This is a genomic window from Niastella sp. sgz303648 (assembly GCF_059587045.1).
In genome coordinates this window covers 157470-175328 of sequence record NZ_JCAPSW010000004.1, presented here as the reverse complement: position 1 = coordinate 175328, position 17859 = coordinate 157470, and the positions used below count along the sequence as shown (strand labels likewise).

The window sequence follows — 17859 nt, the reverse complement described above, 5'->3', positions numbered from 1 at the left end:
ATGGAATCGTCGGTTTGTTGGGCTTATGAGTTGCAAAAATCATGCTTTATAGCCGATAAAAGAGCGTACAGCTACGAAAGAATTCTTAATTTATCCAAATGCGGTTGTTTGACAGCCTGGTTGGTTTGTTAAAGTGCTGGTAGTCAATTGCTAAAAATATCGAATACTGAATAATGAAGGTCGAACTCCGAAGTGTTCTTCACTTCAACATTCTACATTTAAAATTCGATATTCAATATTTAAAACTTTCCGGGAAAAGACTGCGATAAGAATTTCTTATACGCTTCAACGTCTTTGGTATTTTTCAACACTTCGAGGTTGTTGTCGGTGATAATTCCAAAGGAGTATTTATTGGCCGGCAGCCAGGGAATGATTTCGCTTACGGCCAGCTTGCGGCTTTTATCGATGTATTCGATGGCGGCATTGGCATTGGGGAATGAACCGATCAATACCAGCTTAACATCGTCTGAAACAGCCTGGTTATTAACGCTGTAACCTTTTGATGAATATTGTTCCCTGTTGTACCGGGTAAAGGCATTACGCGCCTCGTTTGCATATACAGGATCAACCTTATCGAGCAATAAAATCACATAATGCGGGTTCTCAACATTGTTGGTAAGCACCAATGCTTTGGGCGGAGCCACTTTGGCCTGCACCGTATCTTTTCTAACCACGGGTGGTGGTGGCAGCTGCGTAGGCTTTTGCGCCGGAGGTGTAACTGGTTTATCCGTTTTAGCCACAACCGGTTGCTGCTGCTGGGTGGGTTTATTAACCACCGGCGGTTGCTGCGGTTTGGGAACGCTGGTTTGCGTAGAATCTTTTTTGGCACCAACCGGTGGCGGTTGCTGCGTTTGTTTGGCTATGGCTCCTGTATCGCGTGTTTGCTGCACGTACACAACAGGGGGTGGAACCACAATACCTGTAGGTTCTGCCATACCGGTAGTGTCTTCGGCCGGACGCTCAATTTGCAGTTTGGTAAGATAATCTTCAATCTGCTGACGACGGCCCAGTACATCTATTAACGTGCGGGCTTTAATGGCCAGTGGCGAACCGGGATATAAACGAATGATATCCTGCAATGTTTTTTTGGCCGTGGTGTCTTGCCGCTGCTGAATGTAATAAACAGATTGTATGTACAACAACTGGGGCGTCCAGTAATTATTGCTGTAAAGGCTGTCGGCTATTTTCTTTTGCTCCAGCGCCTGATCAAAACTGCCTTCAATAAACAGGTTGTAAATATTGTCGTACCGGCGTGTCATATCCAGTTTGGCACTGCTGTCGGCCGATATACCGGTAGGGTTGGAAACAATTTTTTCATAACTGGTGCCGGCGTATTTCTGCTTCAGTTCATCCTGAACAGCTTTTGCCTTTGCTTCATCGCCGGTTTTTGAATAACAATATGCCAGCATGAACAACGCTTCGGGCCGCTTTTTGCTGTCGGGGAAATGTGTAAGAAAGTCTTCCAGCGTACTGATGGTCATGGGGTAATCTTCCAAACCTTCGAGGTAGGCTTTGCCCAGTCCGAATTGGGCATTTTCAATAGAATCGTTCGAAACTTTTAACTGGGCCGGGGTAAGCGGCACCTGTTTTAATAACGATTCATAGGTAATTGGTCCCGCTGCTACGGGATCTGCACCGGTTTTACCGGCATCCGCTGTAACGCCCATAACAGGGAGTGCCTGCTTAATGGAGGCCATACGCTGCCAGTTATCGACATTGGGTCTGTTGCCCCATTTACCTTTAAAATCAGTATATCCTTTGGCTTTAAGAGAGGTATTATAAAAGTACCAGTCGCCTTTTGCGGTGGATCCAAACAAATCGGTTGGCCCGTTGTCGTTGTTAAAATCCAGCGGCCCGTTGCCTGTGCCTGAAGCGTTTTCATCTTCCTTCAGGCCCTGTTTTTTACGTAATTGCTTTATCAGTTTTTTGATATAGGCCTCGCGTTCGGCATCGGGCATGGCGGCTACACGTTGCAGACTGTCTTCACGATTGATAGTCGTTTGATAAGCAACGATTTTTGCCAGTGCCGATTTTAATTTTTTTAATGCTTCCGGATCGGCGAGGTCGGGGCTTACTGTGGTGATGCTATCGTAATAACTTTTGGCATCGGCATAATTCTTTTCTTTGAACGACAGGTCGGCAAGCAGTAAAAATGCTTTTGTACGAACGGTATTGTCATCGCCCTGTGCTGCCGTTGCTTTTAATAAAAATGCTTTGGCGCCCGGTACATTATTACGCTCCAGTTCCATTTCGGCGGCCGCATAATAAATGATATCGCGGTAGGCGAGGTATTTGTCTTTACGAGCCATTTTCGACAGCTCATTGATATTTTCCTGGATCACTTTTTCGTCGCCTTTATGCTGGCGAATCGAGTTCAAACGGGCATACACTTCAAGCACGGGGTTAAGGGTATGACTAACCGCCTTGTCGAAAAAATCACCGGCCTGCTCATGTTTTCCGGCCTTTTCATACATCTGGCCGATAAGGTATTCCCAGCGTGCCTTTTCTTCGCGGTTTTCGGCATTATCGAGCGCCTGCTCAAGATAAATAGCCGAGCTGTCGTACATCTGTTGTTTGTAAAACCAAAGGGCCTGCATTTCGCGCAGATCGGTTCTCAGCCGTTCAGGAAAAAGCGGGTCGTGTTTTAACGTTTCAATTAAACCGGCCGCTTCGGGCGTTTCATCTTTGGCCAGAAATGTTCTGATTTGCCAGATGAAGGACTCATTTCGGCTGGGCGGGCGTGACCACACTTTTTTAGTGATGCTGTTACTTTCTTTGGTAGAAATGGAAAATGCGTTACCGCCCTCGTTGGCATTGCTGCCGATGGGTTTATCGTACCCGTCTTTTTCCTTGGGCGAAAAAGCGTAGTTGATATATTGAAAACTAAAATAGGCCGAGTCGAGTTCTTTTTTGAAATAATAGGCTTCACCCATGAGCATATACAGGTTGTCGATCCAGCTGTTTCGCAAATCGTGTATCAGGATGCCTGCATTGGCCTTATAAATCACCGAGTCGAGCTCAACCTTATCTTTTGAGGTAACATCAAGACTATAATTGTAAAACGAAAGCAGCCGGGTGTAGTCGTCTTTGTGGTGTGCTTTGGCGCGGGCAATTACTTCTTCGAGCTTTTTGTTGGCGTTAAAGTGCCAGTTGAATTTGGTGATGCCGTTTTGGGTAAAGCGGCGAACGATAGTGAATTTTTTTTCTTCGGTTTTTTCGGAACCCAGCTTCCGGTTTTCGTATTTCTTTGGCTTTTTCAGGTCAAAAGAAAGCGTGGGCTGCCCGTATATTTCCGGCAGCGCGGTTAGCAGTAATACAACAAATACAAATATCCTCGTCAAAACCGTTTATTATTTCTATCAGCAAACTAAACCTTATTAACTGATTTTCAAGAAAAATATTTTGTGTACCCGTTAAATTTTATACAGATGTAATTCAATTAAAATAACTTATTACCTTTAGCGTTTTGAAACTCTCTCTATGGCTAAATTCGTTGCCCAATCTACCCTTAAGCGCCTTCAGAACCGGTACCGGCTGGTAGTTATGAACGATGATACTTACGAAGAGGTTGTGACGTTTAAATTATCCAGACTGAGTGTTTATGTAACGCTGAGCACCATTTTTGTGTTGCTGACCGGGTTAACTGTGGCACTTATTGTGTTTACGCCCCTGCGTATGTATATTCCCGGTTACGGGGATGTAAATGCTGCACGGGAACTCAGGGAATTGAAAGTGCGTACCGATTCGCTGGAACAGGTGATGCAGTATAAAGACAAGTACCTTGACAATGTAAAAAGTGTATTGCAGGGAAATATCAGCGTTAAGTTAGATACCACAACGCTTAAAATTCCCAGCACTGAAAATATTGAAGAATAAACCAACCATTCCGTATGTTTAATCAAAAATCCAAGTCCGAAACCTACAGTGAAACCGCTGCTCCGGGCACCGGTGCTGCCACCATTATTGCAGCAGGAACTACATTAAAAGGAGATATTGCCAGCAATGGTGATATTCGTATCGATGGCACCCTGCAGGGTAACATTCAATGCCAGGCCAAAGTGGTAATTGGCAGCAATGGTACTGTAGAGGGGGATATTTCGGGTCAGCAGGCCGATATCATGGGTAAGGTAACCGGCACCATTAAAGTAAAAGAGTTATTACAGTTAAAAGGCGGCAGCCAGGTAAATGGCAATTTATATGCAGGTAAACTGCAGATAGAGCCAAGCGCCAATTTCAATGGCCAGTGCCACATGACTTCTGCTACCAATGGGGTGGTGAATGAAGTAATTGCTGATAAGAAAGCCGAGAAATTACAGAAAGCCTAAGACCTGCGGCTATGCTCAGTTCTTCGACTGTGTTCAGTTTTTCGACTGCGCTCAGGATTACAAAGACGGAGCATCGTTTCTTTTAGCCGTTGACCTTTGTGCTGGTGCCTGACTTTCGGTTACCGGTTTTATCATTTAATCAATAATCTTTCGAAAACCATAAGTTATCGAAAAAGGATACTATTTGCTTAAAATTAGGTATGGTTGCAAGATCTTTTAAAGATTGAACCTGCGAAGCCCCACTGCCCATTGACTACTGCCCACTGCCTTCCTTGTGCCTTGAACCTTGTGCCTTGTAGCTTGTTCCTGCTTATCTTTGCCCCCTTTATTTTACTACAATGACAAATAAAACGGTTTTCAGGTCTTTTGTTCCGCTGTTGCTGATGTTTATTATTACCAATGCTTTGTTTTTAACAGCCAGTGCGCGTTTGGCTGCCTGGAACCTGAGCACGAATGTATTAATTACCGGCAACCTGATTTTGTTTGTGGCTACAGCCCTTTCGTTTTATTTGTTTACCCGCTCGATGCAAACAAAAAACGCGCAGGCCATTGTGCGAAGCGTGTATTCGGGTGTATTAGCGAAAATGATGATTTGTTTGATTGCTGTGTTTATTTATATTAGCATAACGCGTAAAGCAGCCAATAAAGGGGCAATAATCGGATGCATGATCCTGTACCTGCTTTACACGTTTGGTGAAGTTGCTATTCTGATGAAATTGAGCAAGCAAAATAAGCATGTCTAAGAAGCAGGCGCCACTCGAATACCTCAGTAAATTTATCCCTGCCGCGGCTGTACCCCGTGTGCTGGAATTTCTGCACCAGTATAAGGTACATTTAACTATCACGCGTGAACGCAAATCGGTATTGGGCGATTACCGCCATGCAACGTTGCACAAAAATCACCGCATCAGTGTAAACGGCAATTTAAATCCTTACGCTTTTTTGATTACGCTTATTCATGAGCTGGCGCATTTGGTAACGTTTAATGAGTATGGCCACCGGGTGCAGCCCCATGGCCGTGAATGGAAAAACTGTTATGCCTTGTTGTTAAAGGATTTTATGGGAAAACAAATTTTTCCCGCCCTGGTTGAGCAGGCATTGCAGCAATCGATGCACGACCTGCCGGCAAGCAGTTGTGCCGATGAAGACCTGATGCGTGTATTAAAACAGTTCGATCCGCATAACGGACTGGTAATGGTAGAAAGCTTATCCGAAGGACAATTGTTCGACATTGGCGAAGGGCGCATTTTTAAAAAAGGAAAGAAGCTGCGCAAACGATATCAGTGTGTAGAAGTGGAAACCGGGAAGCTGTATTTGTTTAGTCCGATATATGAGGTGAAAGCGTGTTAAATACTGTTTCGGGTTTGTGGTTTGAAGTTTGTGGTTCTTTCGTTTTGAATTCACACGTTTATTTGAAAAGTGTTAGTTTATAAATAAGGGATGTAACATTGTGCTTATAGTAATCGAACCGCGAAGCAACTACAAACCACAAACCTCAAACCAGAAACTCATTCCAATTCTTTCAGCATCCAAACATCACACCCAAAGTGCCCCGTATTTCCCATGGGGCCATTTAAATACCGGAACCCGAATTTTTCGTATACCGACATAGCTTTTCGTAATTCGGGCATGGTTTCGATATACACTTTTTTATAGCCCGTGCCGGCTGCATACTCCAGTGCTTTTTCGATCAGCATTTTACCGATTCCCTTTCCACGGGCTTCAGGGGTTAAATACATTTTAACCAGCTCACAGGTATCTTCGGGCAAACCGGCAGATGGAAAAATACCGGCGCCGCCAAGGATGTTGTTATTTAATTCGGCTACATAATAAATACTGCCGGGTGTTTGAAACAGTTCGTATAAGGCATCGGTGGTGGCATCGTAATATACGGTGCCGGGTTTATTGGCGCCAAATTCGGCCAATGCATTACGTACAATAATAGCAAGCGGTTTGTTATCGGATGGCTGAATGGTTCTGATGGATGCGGTTAACATGATGCGAAGTTAAGGCAACAGGGGATAAAGGCATCGGCCAACGAGGCAACAAGGAAGGTAATATGCAATTGAACATGCTATTACAATGGCTGAAAAACAGATTGCCCTGGAACTATACAATGATAATTCCTGATACAGTTAAGATCAAGAATAAATAAGGGAAGGGGAGTAGTGCGAATTAAGCAAGAATGGCCATCAAACTATAGATGATGACATAGGCTACAAAGATGAAGCCGAAGAATAGTCGTACGGGATTTTTCATTTGCTACAGATTAATCAGGTTAACGAATGCTTTAACAGTTTATTTGATAAAATTCTATGCCAAACACGAATTATCCACACGAGATAATTACGAACATTTTAAATTACAGAAAATACGGTATGCTTTTCGTAACAGTACTAACGGTACAATAGGGGGTAATTATTAGGGGTAGTGGTTGTACCTGGTTTTATATTATAACAGTACAAAGATATATTCCTGCTGCATTTTTCATAGAAGTGTAACGGAATTAAATATCCACAGTTTGAATCGACCGTTGCAACTTTTGCAATCTCTGTAACCAGTGTCTGTTACACATTGTGAAACTTGATATGCGGTGCTCGTAAATTTACGAGTTACAATAATTGTGCTTTATACGAGTAATACATATTTCATCGTAGCCATTTCTAAAATAATCGCAGATGTACGAAAGTTCGTCATGGATATACTTCCTAATATAAACTTAACGTTACATCTTTACAATAGCGATGAGATATTTGTTAGTAATGCTTACTTTTGCATCGTTAAAAAAAAGTCCAACGTTTAGTGAAAACCGAAAACATACATAACGCTAACATAGTTTATAACGGTACTGCATCATTGAAAATGTGCAGTGAGGTCATCGCCAAAGGAATTTCCTGTTTGTTATTGCAAACGGGTTTTTTTATTTTAATACCCGTTAACAGTACACGATTGTATAATACGTATACAGGTAGGGGTTTATTCCTATTGGCATCTAAGTTTACCTCCGAGTTGAGCGAATAAAAGGAGCAAAAACTTGAAAAGCGAATAAAATGTTTCGATCTTTATACCGGAAAACAAAATAATTCGTTTAGAATAAGAGAATCCAAAATCCAGATAGAAAAACCAGTCCAACGTCCGAAAAACCAAACCGTATTCCTGTGTAAAACCATCCATGTCCAATGTCCGTAAAAACCAAAACCCGATTCTGTTGAAAACCAAAATGATCCGAAATTCCTATTGAGAACTGAATCCAAGCATCCTAATTGAAAACAAAACCGTCTCGCAAAAAAATTGTCCCCGCTTTCCGTTGCGGGGACATTTATTTTAGGCCTGTTTCACTTTAATAATGCCTGCCACGTTTAATTATTACAGCCCGCCCCCTTTCTGTTACATATCTGCCTGCAATTTGGACAGTATTACTGTTGCCTTAAAACAGTATGACCAACGTGCTGTAATTGTACCATAAGCATAAAAATTACGGACCTGGTACGGTGATGGTACGGAGATAAGTAAAGCGAGGTAGCAGGTATAGCTTGCTTTAGCTACCGCTTGATAAAAGGCAAAATAGTTGGATGCCCCCTGAAAATGTGCTGAACGGCTTTTAGCTGTGCCTGCATTACATTAACTTGTATACACATTATGCGGCATTTTATTGTAATATGTTCATTACTGGTTTTGCAGGCAGGCGTACAAGGGCAAATTCCCCGAACCAATTCAGGACAATTTGAATATACGGGTGAAATAATTGCCGAAAATATGCCACGTGTAATGGAAAAAGCCAGATCATTTTTTAATCAGCCATTTCTGGTGCACTGGGATTCAATAGCGCGCGAAGGTCAACCCGAAGATATGCAGGTAACCGGTACAGGCTATATTACTGTAAAAGCAAAACAACACGGAATATCAATGCCCTCTCCAATACCGGTTTCATTACGCATGAAAATTGAAATTCGCAACGGTCATTATCGCTACACCATAAATCATTTTGTAGTAAATGGCAAAAACGGCAGTAGCTACTTTCCGCTTGAAGATAAGCCCGATTCGGTAAAATCAATTGTATACGATCAGCTTATTCAAAACACACACAAACGGGTGAGCTTTATGATAGGGTGGCTGAAGAAGTATATGAAAGATGATGAATAAGTTCTAAGTAATAAGTTCTAAGTAATAAGTTGTAAGTAATAAGTAAAAGGCAGGTGTTTAAATGAAAAAATCCCATCTCTTTCGAGACGGGATTTTCTTATATCTTTCTTCTGCTTCTGTCTTCAGACTTCCGATCTAAGCAACAGCTTTATTAACCAAAGCAGCAGCTTCGCTTAACAGAATAGCAGATTGTACTTTAAGTCCGCTTTCTTCGATCAGCTTTTTAGCTTCCTCAGCATTGGTGCCCTGCAGGCGCACAATGATGGGAACAGTAATGTTGCCGATCGATTTATAGGCATCGATAACACCCTGGGCAACACGGTCGCAACGAACGATGCCACCAAAGATGTTGATACAAATTGCTTTTACTTTCGGATCTTTTAAGATGATGCGGAAACCGGCTTCAACGGTTTGTGCATTGGCTGTACCGCCTACATCCAGAAAGTTGGCAGGTTCACCACCGCTGAGCTTGATCATATCCATGGTAGCCATGGCCAAACCGGCGCCGTTTACCATACAGCCCACATTGCCATCGAGCTTTACAAAGTTCAGGTTGTATTTACCTGCTTCTACTTCGGTAGGATCTTCTTCGCTGATATCGCGTAATGCTTCGAGGTCGGGATGACGCATGAGCGCATTGTCGTCGAGGTTCATTTTGCAATCAACCGCAATGATCTTTTCATCGGCAGTTTTGAACAGCGGATTGATCTCGAGCATAGCGCAATCAAGTCCTACATATGCGTTGTATAAGTTGGTAACAAACTTTACGCAGTTTTTAAATGCTTCGCCTTTAAGACCAAGGTTGAAGGCAATTTTGCGTGCCTGAAAGCCCAGCAAACCGCCACCGGGATGTACCCACTCCTTGAAAATCTTTTCAGGTGTTTTGTGTGCTACTTCTTCAATATCCATTCCGCCTTCGGTGCTGTACATGATCACATTTTGTCCTTTTGTACGGTCGAGCAAAATGGATAAATAAAATTCTTTTACCGGGTTGGGACCGGGATAGTAAACGTCCTGGGCCACCAGTACTTTGTTCACCACTTTACCAGCGGGGCCGGTTTGAATGGTAACCAGTGTACCGCCTAATATATTCGAAGCGATTTGTTTTATTTCTTCGGCATTTTTACCAACTGCCACACCCCGTTGCTCAGTGCCTTGTACCTTTCCTTTACCACGCCCACCTGCATGTATTTGGGCTTTTACTACTGCGAAACTATTGCCGAACTGAACTTTTAAATTCTTATATGCTTCTTCAGCTGCGTCGGCCCTGTCGACCGGAATGCCTTCCTGCACAGGTACGTTGTATTTCTTGAGCAATTCTTTTGCCTGGTATTCGTGAAGATTCATGCCGTAAAAATTTTGGCGAAATTAGGGAAAAAGCTGTTACCGGTTACCAGTTTCCGGTTACCGGCACCTTTGTTTCCGATTTTTAATTTAGAATTCGCAGTGAATTTCTGAAACCTGAAACTTGTAACCTGTGACCGGGTAACCGGCTTCCTGGCAACCGGTAACCGGTATTCCTTATATTTGCACGCATTTTACCATCGGTAAGTGCCGCTATCAATATTATTTATCTTTTATGCCCAATTTTATCCAGCAATTACAGGAAACCACTTCTTTTATCCAAAGTATTTATCCCCATGCTCCCGAAACCGGCATTGTGTTAGGCAGCGGCCTGGGAAATTTTGCCCAGGAGCTGATCGTTGAAAAGGAAATCGGCTACGAAAGCATTCCGCATTTTCCTGTTTCTACGGTTGAAGGCCATCATGGCAAACTGATATTTGGCGAACTAAGTGGCAAAAAGATTGTAGTTATGGCCGGACGGTTTCATTTTTACGAAGGCTATGCACCCGAACAGGTGGCATACCCTGTTCGCGTAATGAAACAACTGGGCATACGGCATTTACTGTTATCCAATGCTGCCGGCGGAGTAAATCCTTCTTTTAAAGTGGGCGACCTTATGATCATCAACGATCACATCAGCCTGAGCATGGTAAATCCGCTGATTGGTAAAAATTATACTGAACTGGGTCCCCGTTTTCCCGATATGAGTGAACCCTATAAAAAGGATATCATTAAAAGAGCCCGGCAAATTGCAGTTGATTTGAATGTAAAAGTGCAGGAAGGCGTTTATTTTGGAGTTACAGGACCTACATTCGAAACAAGGGCCGAGTACAAAATGATACACCGCCTGGGTGGTGATGCTGTTGGTATGAGCACCGTGCAGGAAGTGATCATTGCGGCGCATATGGGCTTACCGGTTTTTGCCATGAGTGTAATTACCGATATTGGTATTCGGGAAGAAGAAAATGTTATAACACACGAAGAAGTGTTACAGGCCGCCCGGGAAGCCGAACCAAAACTTACCGCAATATTTAAACAACTGGTGGCCGAACTGTAATTTGTACAATTAACTTTCTTATAACCGGGAACGGTTTATTAATTATTAATTTGTTGCCTTGTTTAATAATCGTTCATATTTGTTGCATATCCGTTATATATCTTTTTTATTAGTGATATTACTGACCGGCCTTGTGAATACAACAAAGGGGCAGGATGATATTCTTCGTAAGGCTCAGGGACGCTTCAGCGGCCTGGGTGGCGGAAAAGGAGGGGGCGATAGCATTGCCCACCGTACCGGGCTGGAAGATTCGATCACTATCCGTTTCCGTTATCTCGATACAAGCAGAGTGCAGAACTTTGATTCGGTGTTATACGATTTCACCAAACGTTTGCCGGTTCCCTGGTATCATGTAACACTGGGTAATTTGGGAAATCCATCGCGCAGCTTACTTTTTTCTCCTGTAATGAAACCGGGCTGGGACCATGGATTTCATGCCCTGGATATTTATAATTTCACCGTAAGCGAGGCCCGTTTTTACAATACTACCAGGCCTTATGCCGAACTGAACTATATGCTGGGTACCAAGTCGGAACAAATGATCAGGTTAATGCATACACAAAACCTGAAGCCTAACTGGAACATGTCATTTGAATACCGGTTGATCAATTCGCCCGGGTTTTTTCAAAACCAGAACACCAATCACAATAATTACAGGTTCACCTCGTGGTACCAGTCGAAAAATAAACGGTACCAGAATTTTATAGTTATTGTTGGCAACAAGCTGCAAACGGGCGAAAACGGAGGTATTAAAACTAATGCCAATTATTTAGACAGTGCCGGCGGCGCTTACAACGAACGGTCGAATATTCCTACACAGCTGGGCCCCGATAATCCCGGTAGCCGCAATTTTTTCAGCACAAATATTTTTACAGGTACTTTTTATACGAATGCAACCTACATGATGCGGCAACAGTATGATGTGGGACAGAAAGATTCATTGGTTGTTAATGATACAACGGTTATTCCATTGTTTTATCCGCGGTTACGGCTTGAACATACTATCAGTTTAAGCACGTATAATTATCGTTTCAGGGATAACCGTGCTACAGATAGCACCTATTACGATTCACTGTATGTTTTAAAACTGCGGCTCGACTCAACCAGAACTACTGATACTATTTTTTTACGTGACCATTGGAAAGAAGTAATAAATGATTTTTCGATATACACTTTCCCCGATGCAAAAAACGCACAACAATTCCTGAAGCTGGGCGCTGCTTTTCAAACACTGCAGGGTACATTCGATTCAGGGTATTACAATGCTACCACTAAGAACTATTATAACTTTTTTGTACACGGCGAATACCGGAACCGAACGCGAAATCAGAAGTGGGACGTTGAGGCGCTGGGTAATTTTTATGTAAACGGATTTAATGCAGGCGACTATAATGCATATATAAGTCTGCGCCGGCTGATCAGCCGCCAGATCGGTTATTTACAGGTAGGGTTTCAGAATACCAACCGCACGCCTTCATTTGTATACAATACTACCAGCAGCTTTTACCTCGATACAGCGGCAGTTAATTTTAAAAAAGAAAATATTACAACACTTTTTGCTTCGTTTGAACAGCCTAAATTACGGCTGAAGCTTTCGGGCACTTATTATCTGGTTACCAATTACGCCTATAATTCAGGTTTTATAACTGTTGGGCAGGCATCTACCTTATTTAATGTATTGCAGGTAACCGGTGAAAAGATTTTCAGAATAGGCGGTAAATGGAACTGGAAAACCTGGCTGGTACTGCAACAACGGTTAGGCGACGGACCGGTTAACCTTCCGCTGCTTACCACCCGCAACCAGATTGGGTACGATGGAACACTTGGTTTCAAAAACCTGCGGATTAGCTTTGGCGCCGAAATGCGTTATTTCACATCTTACAAAGCGCCACGCTATTCACCGGTTAACGGACAATATTTTTTCCAGGACAGCGCCACGGTTAGTTTAAAACTACCTGATATAAGCGCTTATCTGCACTTCCGTATTAAAAGCTTTACCGCCTATGTACGGGCCGAAAACCTGAACACCTTTAATCCTGCAGGTAAAGGATTTACAAAGAATAATATTCCTACCATAAATTATCCCTACCCCGGAATGCAAATACGGGTGGGCGTGTTCTGGAGCTTTGTAAATTAGTTTACGGGAATCCTATAGGATGTTCCATCTTTCCGGTAACACATAATACTGTAAATCAAATCGGTAATTATATAAAAAAGGTACCGGTATGTTTGCTTTCTTACAGGTGGTTAACAAAACCCTGTAAAAAAGTGTTATTAGCTTTATAAGTTAACTTGCATATCATGACTGATGATAAAAAATTACTATGTTATTACGAATAAAAAATATGGTGTGCAACCGTTGCAAATGGGTAGTTAAAACCGAACTCGAAAAACTGGGGCATGAGGTAATGGTTGTAAACCTTGGCGAAGTAGAATTGAAGAATGAAGTAACGCCTGAACAGTTGCACGAAATTGAGCATAAGCTGCAGGAATTTGATTTTGAACTGATCAGCGATAAGTCGTCGGTGCTTATTGAACAAATCAAAACGCTGATCATAGAGCTGGTAAAAAAGCCCGACGAGCTTGAAAAACAAAATCTGTCGCAATACCTTTCGCAGCAATTGCATAAAGATTATTCCGCTTTAAGCAAATTGTTTTCTGAAGTTACAGGTATTACCATTGAACAATATTTCATTTTGCAAAAAATTGAAAGGGCCAAAGAACTGGTGGTATATGATGAATTAAGTTTAACCCAAATTGCCTGGGAACTTGGCTATAGCAGTGTGGCGCACCTGAGCAGCCAGTTTAAAAAAGTAACAGGGCTAACCCCGCGCCATTTTAAAAATTTAAAGCACAATCAGCGCAAGTCGCTCGATAAAATTTAATCCTTAGCGAATAGTTAATATAAATCCCTTCCATAATTCTATAATAGAATACCTTCTACTACTTAATAGCTTTGTGGCATAATAATTACAGTAATCACTTATACCAGTAAAAGCGTATTATGAAAAAAGCAATAGTGCTCAGTTTACTCAGTGTTGTTGCCATAACTGTTGCTGCACAACATGAGCATCACCAAATGCCTGCTCAGCAATCGAAAAAAGATACAACCATGGTTCCCATGAAAATGGGTTCAATGAAAAAAGATACTATGCCCGATAATCATGCATCTATGAATCATGACAATATGGGCATTATGTCGCATGCCTTTAGCCGTAATTTATCGATGACCCGCAACGGTTCAGGTACATCGTGGCTGCCAGATGAATCGCCTATGTACGCTTATATGATTCATACACCCAAATGGATGTTCATGCTGCATGGCAATGTTTTTTTACGTTATACCAATCAGGATGTTGGCAATGCAGGCAGCCGCGGTGGCCATAAGTTTGATGCGCCAAACTGGGGCATGCTCATGGGGCAAACGCTTGTTGGCAAAAGAGGGCTATTCAATTTTCATGTAATGCTTTCGCTTGATCCGTTAACTGAAGGTGGTAATGGTTATCCTTTATTGTTTCAATCGGGTGAAACGTGGAAAGGAAAACCATTGGTTAACCGGCAGCATCCGCACGATCTGTTTTCTGAATTATCTGTTGGTTATACGCACATGATTAGTAAAGATGCCGATGTGTTTGTTTACCTAGGCTATCCCGGCGAACCGGCTATTGGTGCAACTGCTTTTATGCATTGCCCATCGTCGTTATTCAATCCCGATGCGCCACTGGGGCATCACTGGCAGGATGCAACGCACATAACATTTGGTGTAGCAACCGCTGGTGTGCGCTATAAACAATTTAAGCTCGAAGGTTCTTCTTTCACCGGCCGCGAGCCTAATGAAGACCGTTATAATTTTGATAAGGCGAGATTTGATTCATGGTCGGCCCGCTTATCATACAATCCATCGGCACAATGGGCATTGCAGGTGTCGCAGGGATTCATAAAAAGTCCCGAAGAATTACACCCCAACGAAGATATTTATAGAACAACCGCTTCCGTTTTACATGCCAAAAAGCTAACAAACGGTGCCCGCATAAATTCAGCATTGGTGTGGGGGTATAACCGGGTTGATAAAGAACATAAAGAACATTCGGTACTGTTTGAATCGGCCTATAGCCTTAAAAAGAATGCATTGTATGCCCGGTATGAATTTGTCGAAAAATCGGCTGAGGAGCTTGCGCTTAATGAAGCAACATTCGGGCATGATGCAAAATTTCCGGTAAACGCCATTACTGCCGGTGTTGACAGACAATTATTTGCCATTGGTAAAACCAATATAGCGCTCGGCACGCAGGCTACTGCTTATTTTGCCACTGATGCATTAAAAACTTTATACGGCAAAAATCCTTGGGCCATACAGGCTTTTATACGAATTTATCCGGGATTGATGCAGTAAGGTAATTAGCCATTAACCGGCAAAACATCTTTCTTTGATTGTTTACCTTCAAAAATCCTGCGGTAGCCTTTCAAAATGCGCCCCGTCCATAAACCGATCAATACACCGGGAAGGATCCATAATAACCAGGTGAATGAACCTATTTGCACGTTCACTACAATAAAAGCAGTTACTGTTGCCGCAAACGCTCCACCCATGCGGCCGCCATGGGTAAAGAACCAATGTTGTTTATTGGTTGGCCTTTTATAAAAACGCCGAATGTCTTTTACACCGCTCAAAAAGCAAAAAATACCGAATGAAAGAGGCACCATACCCCACATACCCCGTTGCATAAACCATATAAAACTAAAACCGGTAAGGGCAAGCCCCGATATAATTCCTGTACAACTGATCAGCCAGTCGGTAAAAGCCGGATGCTGATTCATATGTAATTTTTTTAAATATAGTGCGCGGTATCCCGAGCAGGTAAGGTAATAGCTGAAAAAGCCTACCATAAACAAAAAAGGGATGTTCTTTACAAGCGATATAAAAGTGGCGGTAATAAACACGCCGGTCATGCCCGTAAAAAATATCTTGCCGGTAAGCCGGTGCATGCGTGCGCCTTTTTTATTGATCATCGAAATAAGACCGCAGGTCAAAGATGCAAAGCCGCAGATGATATGAAGAATTAACGCACTATGTAACAGGGTAGCCATACATTGACGGAGTTTAGTTTTAAAAATTATTGCTGCAAATCGTCAATGCAAAAATGCCTGTGTTTCAGGGCGTTTTCCAAATGCAAGGGGCGAGTTGCAGCTATTTGGGGCAAATAGCAACACAGATCCCCTTACTCCATATTAACTCCATACTAACTCCATACACGCTACATGGTACAGCCATAGTACTTCCATAGTCCTCCCATATGCAACCCATATCAGTTTCTGTCTTATCTGCATGTCTCATACTATTATAACTGAATTATGAGCCGAAATGCCTGTAAAATAGTGTCGTATCTATCAATTTCCAAAGCGGGGGCGAAGGGTTATTTGCTCCGTAAGAACGGCATTGAGGTTGCGCGAAACCGGGATCAGCTCTTCAACATCTTTCAAATGCAGCTTGTATCCCTGGGCGTTGCCGCTAACATGTTCTACGGCAGAAAGGTTTACAATATAAGTGCGATGACACCTGAAAAACTGCGGATAAGCGGTTAGCATTTCTTCGGCTTTGCGAAGGGTATTGCGCAGCAGCTGAGTGGCTTGCTTATGTTGCTGTACATAAAATATCCGAACATAATTATCGGCCGAAGTAATGAAACGTATGTCGTTGATTTCGATCGTAACCTGCTCTTTGCCGTTTTCGCTTGTAAATGTTATTGCACCGGGAATAACAGTTTCGTTTTCAGTAACAGGATTTATTTGGTGCAATTGCTGATCAATGCTTGCCGCGCCCGTCTGATATTTCTTTAATAATCGTTGCTGTTTGAACAAAATATTCAGCCAAAGAGGAAAAATGCCTACCGCCAGGGTGATCCACAAAAACATAAACAGGTTGTGCCACGAAAGCCGGGTATTGTACAACCAATGGGTGAGCAACAAATTGCCCATGGCAATGGATACAATTTGCCAGCACATATGCAGTAATTCTTTTCCTACCGTCCAGCGTTGCTCATTATAAACCTTCCTGAAAATCAAAGGCAACAACACGGTATTTGCCGAGGCAATCACAAACGTTACCAGGCCATATTATAAAGAGTGTACAATTCGTTGCGATGTGTTAAGCGAATCAAGACCAAAAGGTTGCAGTAATGCTAATATTAAAAACACACAAAGGGCCGCGTACATCGTGTAGCGAAAAGATTTCAGCGAAGGTGCATCTAATGGAAAAGGCCGGTTGAATGCCATAATAATCAATACAGAATGCAGTAAAGATAGCAAAATTAAATAGGGAAAATGAAAGGCTGTTTTTGTAACTTTGGCGCGTGAAGAAAACAGTTGCCATTTTTTTCATGAGTATATACATGCTGTCGTTCTCAGAGCTGCATCAGTTTTTGAGAATGCCCGTATTGATACAACATTTTATTGAACACAGGCATCAGGACCCTTCTATTTCATTATTAGACTTTTTAAGTTTGCATTACATTCACCAGTATGTGGTGGATGAGGATTATCAAAAAGACAATCAACTTCCTTTTCGTCATTCTGATTGCTGTATTGTAAATGCCGGCATTTCCTGCGAGTGCCCGGTTAATACCGTTATTGAATTGCCGGTGCGTACAACAGAAACAAAAAATGAATTTATTGTAAGTGATGAAGAAAGTCACTCCCTGTTGTCTGTAGCAGATATATTTCAACCTCCCCGTTGCGCGTAATAGCAGTTGACAGTTTATCCCGGCTATCCGGGAGCAATTCGCAATTGAATTCGCTAACATAATTCTGTGACTGCATATTCCATTTTTCTTATTGAACACAAATTTGTGAACCGGTATTGATTTGAAACCGGATAATTAAACGTTTAACGGATAACCGTTTCGGGTTTGCCATTTGCCGTAGCCGCACCACGGTTCCAAACCGTGGCACGGCTTGCCGATTGGCGATTCATCCCGCCTTGCGTGACCAACT

Annotated in this window: 15 protein-coding genes; 10 read left to right on the top strand and 5 right to left on the bottom strand. The window is 42.5% G+C overall.

Annotated features, from left to right (window positions below; translation table 11 throughout):
* Positions 1-239: 239 nt before the first annotated feature.
* The gene (porW, locus tag AC59IL_RS13390) at positions 240-3341 is read right to left on the bottom strand and encodes a type IX secretion system periplasmic lipoprotein PorW/SprE (RefSeq protein WP_496552649.1); all 3102 of its coding nucleotides are present in this window, start codon (positions 3339-3341) and stop codon (positions 240-242) included.
* Between the two features lie 139 nt (positions 3342-3480).
* Here porW and AC59IL_RS13385 point away from each other — a divergent pair, with 139 nt between their 5' ends.
* From AC59IL_RS13385 to AC59IL_RS13370, 4 genes are all read left to right on the top strand, one after another.
* On the top strand, positions 3481-3876 hold the full coding sequence (locus AC59IL_RS13385; protein WP_496552648.1) for a hypothetical protein: 396 nt from the start codon (positions 3481-3483) through the stop codon (positions 3874-3876).
* Between the two features lie 14 nt (positions 3877-3890).
* Positions 3891-4325 carry a bactofilin family protein gene (locus tag AC59IL_RS13380; protein WP_496552647.1) on the top strand — a complete coding sequence of 145 codons (435 nt, stop codon included), beginning with the start codon at positions 3891-3893 and terminating at the stop codon, positions 4323-4325.
* 338 nt (positions 4326-4663) lie between these two features.
* A complete protein-coding gene (locus AC59IL_RS13375; protein WP_496552646.1) occupies positions 4664-5068 on the top strand; it encodes a hypothetical protein in 405 nt (134 codons plus the stop codon).
* Entirely contained in the window at positions 5061-5675 is a 615-nt protein-coding gene (locus AC59IL_RS13370; RefSeq protein ID WP_496552645.1) for a SprT-like domain-containing protein, read from the top strand. Before AC59IL_RS13375 ends, AC59IL_RS13370 begins: the two co-directional genes overlap by 8 nt.
* A gap of 158 nt (positions 5676-5833) precedes the next feature.
* On the opposite strand, the gene AC59IL_RS13365 is transcribed toward AC59IL_RS13370, so the two are convergent.
* Entirely contained in the window at positions 5834-6322 is a 489-nt protein-coding gene (locus AC59IL_RS13365; protein WP_496552644.1) for a GNAT family N-acetyltransferase, read from the bottom strand.
* A gap of 1642 nt (positions 6323-7964) precedes the next feature.
* Here AC59IL_RS13365 and AC59IL_RS13360 point away from each other — a divergent pair.
* Entirely contained in the window at positions 7965-8468 is a 504-nt protein-coding gene (locus AC59IL_RS13360; protein ID WP_496552643.1) for a DUF4468 domain-containing protein, read from the top strand.
* Between the two features lie 135 nt (positions 8469-8603).
* On the opposite strand, the gene sucC is transcribed toward AC59IL_RS13360, so the two are convergent.
* Positions 8604-9815: an ADP-forming succinate--CoA ligase subunit beta gene (gene sucC, locus AC59IL_RS13355; protein WP_496552642.1), complete on the bottom strand. Its 1212-nt coding sequence runs from the start codon at positions 9813-9815 to the stop codon at positions 8604-8606.
* Positions 9816-10047: 232 nt separating this feature from the next.
* Here sucC and AC59IL_RS13350 point away from each other — a divergent pair, with 232 nt between their 5' ends.
* From AC59IL_RS13350 to AC59IL_RS13335, 4 genes are all read left to right on the top strand, one after another.
* Positions 10048-10869 (top strand): purine-nucleoside phosphorylase, encoded by an 822-nt coding sequence (locus AC59IL_RS13350; protein ID WP_496552641.1) that lies wholly within the window; start codon positions 10048-10050, stop codon positions 10867-10869.
* A gap of 133 nt (positions 10870-11002) precedes the next feature.
* A complete protein-coding gene (locus tag AC59IL_RS13345) occupies positions 11003-13006 on the top strand; it encodes a putative porin (RefSeq protein ID WP_496552640.1) in 2004 nt (667 codons plus the stop codon).
* Positions 13007-13193: 187 nt separating this feature from the next.
* Positions 13194-13754, top strand: a complete 561-nt coding sequence (locus AC59IL_RS13340; RefSeq protein WP_496552639.1) for an AraC family transcriptional regulator — start codon at positions 13194-13196, stop codon at positions 13752-13754.
* Between the two features lie 119 nt (positions 13755-13873).
* Entirely contained in the window at positions 13874-15262 is a 1389-nt protein-coding gene (locus AC59IL_RS13335; protein ID WP_496552638.1) for a hypothetical protein, read from the top strand.
* Between the two features lie 5 nt (positions 15263-15267).
* Here AC59IL_RS13335 and AC59IL_RS13330 read toward each other — a convergent pair whose 3' ends face one another.
* Positions 15268-15957, bottom strand: a complete 690-nt coding sequence (locus AC59IL_RS13330; protein WP_496552637.1) for a DUF2306 domain-containing protein — start codon at positions 15955-15957, stop codon at positions 15268-15270.
* Between the two features lie 300 nt (positions 15958-16257).
* Entirely contained in the window at positions 16258-16932 is a 675-nt protein-coding gene (locus tag AC59IL_RS13325; protein WP_496552636.1) for a LytR/AlgR family response regulator transcription factor, read from the bottom strand.
* A 287-nt stretch (positions 16933-17219) separates the two neighbouring features.
* On the opposite strand from AC59IL_RS13325, the gene AC59IL_RS13320 reads away from it, so the two are divergent.
* Positions 17220-17609, top strand: a complete 390-nt coding sequence (locus AC59IL_RS13320; protein WP_496552635.1) for a hypothetical protein — start codon at positions 17220-17222, stop codon at positions 17607-17609.
* The last annotated feature ends 250 nt before the right edge of the window (positions 17610-17859 follow it).

Bases quoted from the DNA above. Each gene is read 5' to 3' on its own strand.
- AC59IL_RS13360 (WP_496552643.1), top strand. From the start codon at position 7,965: ATGCGGCATTTTATTGTAATATGTTCATTACTGGTTTTGCAGGCAGGC.
- AC59IL_RS13340 (WP_496552639.1), top strand. From the start codon at position 13,194: ATGTTATTACGAATAAAAAATATGGTGTGCAACCGTTGCAAATGGGTA.
- AC59IL_RS13335 (WP_496552638.1), top strand. From the start codon at position 13,874: ATGAAAAAAGCAATAGTGCTCAGTTTACTCAGTGTTGTTGCCATAACT.
- AC59IL_RS13375 (WP_496552646.1), top strand. From the start codon at position 4,664: ATGACAAATAAAACGGTTTTCAGGTCTTTTGTTCCGCTGTTGCTGATG.
- AC59IL_RS13370 (WP_496552645.1), top strand. From the start codon at position 5,061: ATGTCTAAGAAGCAGGCGCCACTCGAATACCTCAGTAAATTTATCCCT.
- AC59IL_RS13385 (WP_496552648.1), top strand. From the start codon at position 3,481: ATGGCTAAATTCGTTGCCCAATCTACCCTTAAGCGCCTTCAGAACCGG.
- AC59IL_RS13365 (WP_496552644.1), bottom strand. From the start codon at position 6,322: ATGTTAACCGCATCCATCAGAACCATTCAGCCATCCGATAACAAACCG.
- AC59IL_RS13380 (WP_496552647.1), top strand. From the start codon at position 3,891: ATGTTTAATCAAAAATCCAAGTCCGAAACCTACAGTGAAACCGCTGCT.
- sucC (WP_496552642.1), bottom strand. From the start codon at position 9,815: ATGAATCTTCACGAATACCAGGCAAAAGAATTGCTCAAGAAATACAAC.
- AC59IL_RS13350 (WP_496552641.1), top strand. From the start codon at position 10,048: ATGCCCAATTTTATCCAGCAATTACAGGAAACCACTTCTTTTATCCAA.
- AC59IL_RS13330 (WP_496552637.1), bottom strand. From the start codon at position 15,957: ATGGCTACCCTGTTACATAGTGCGTTAATTCTTCATATCATCTGCGGC.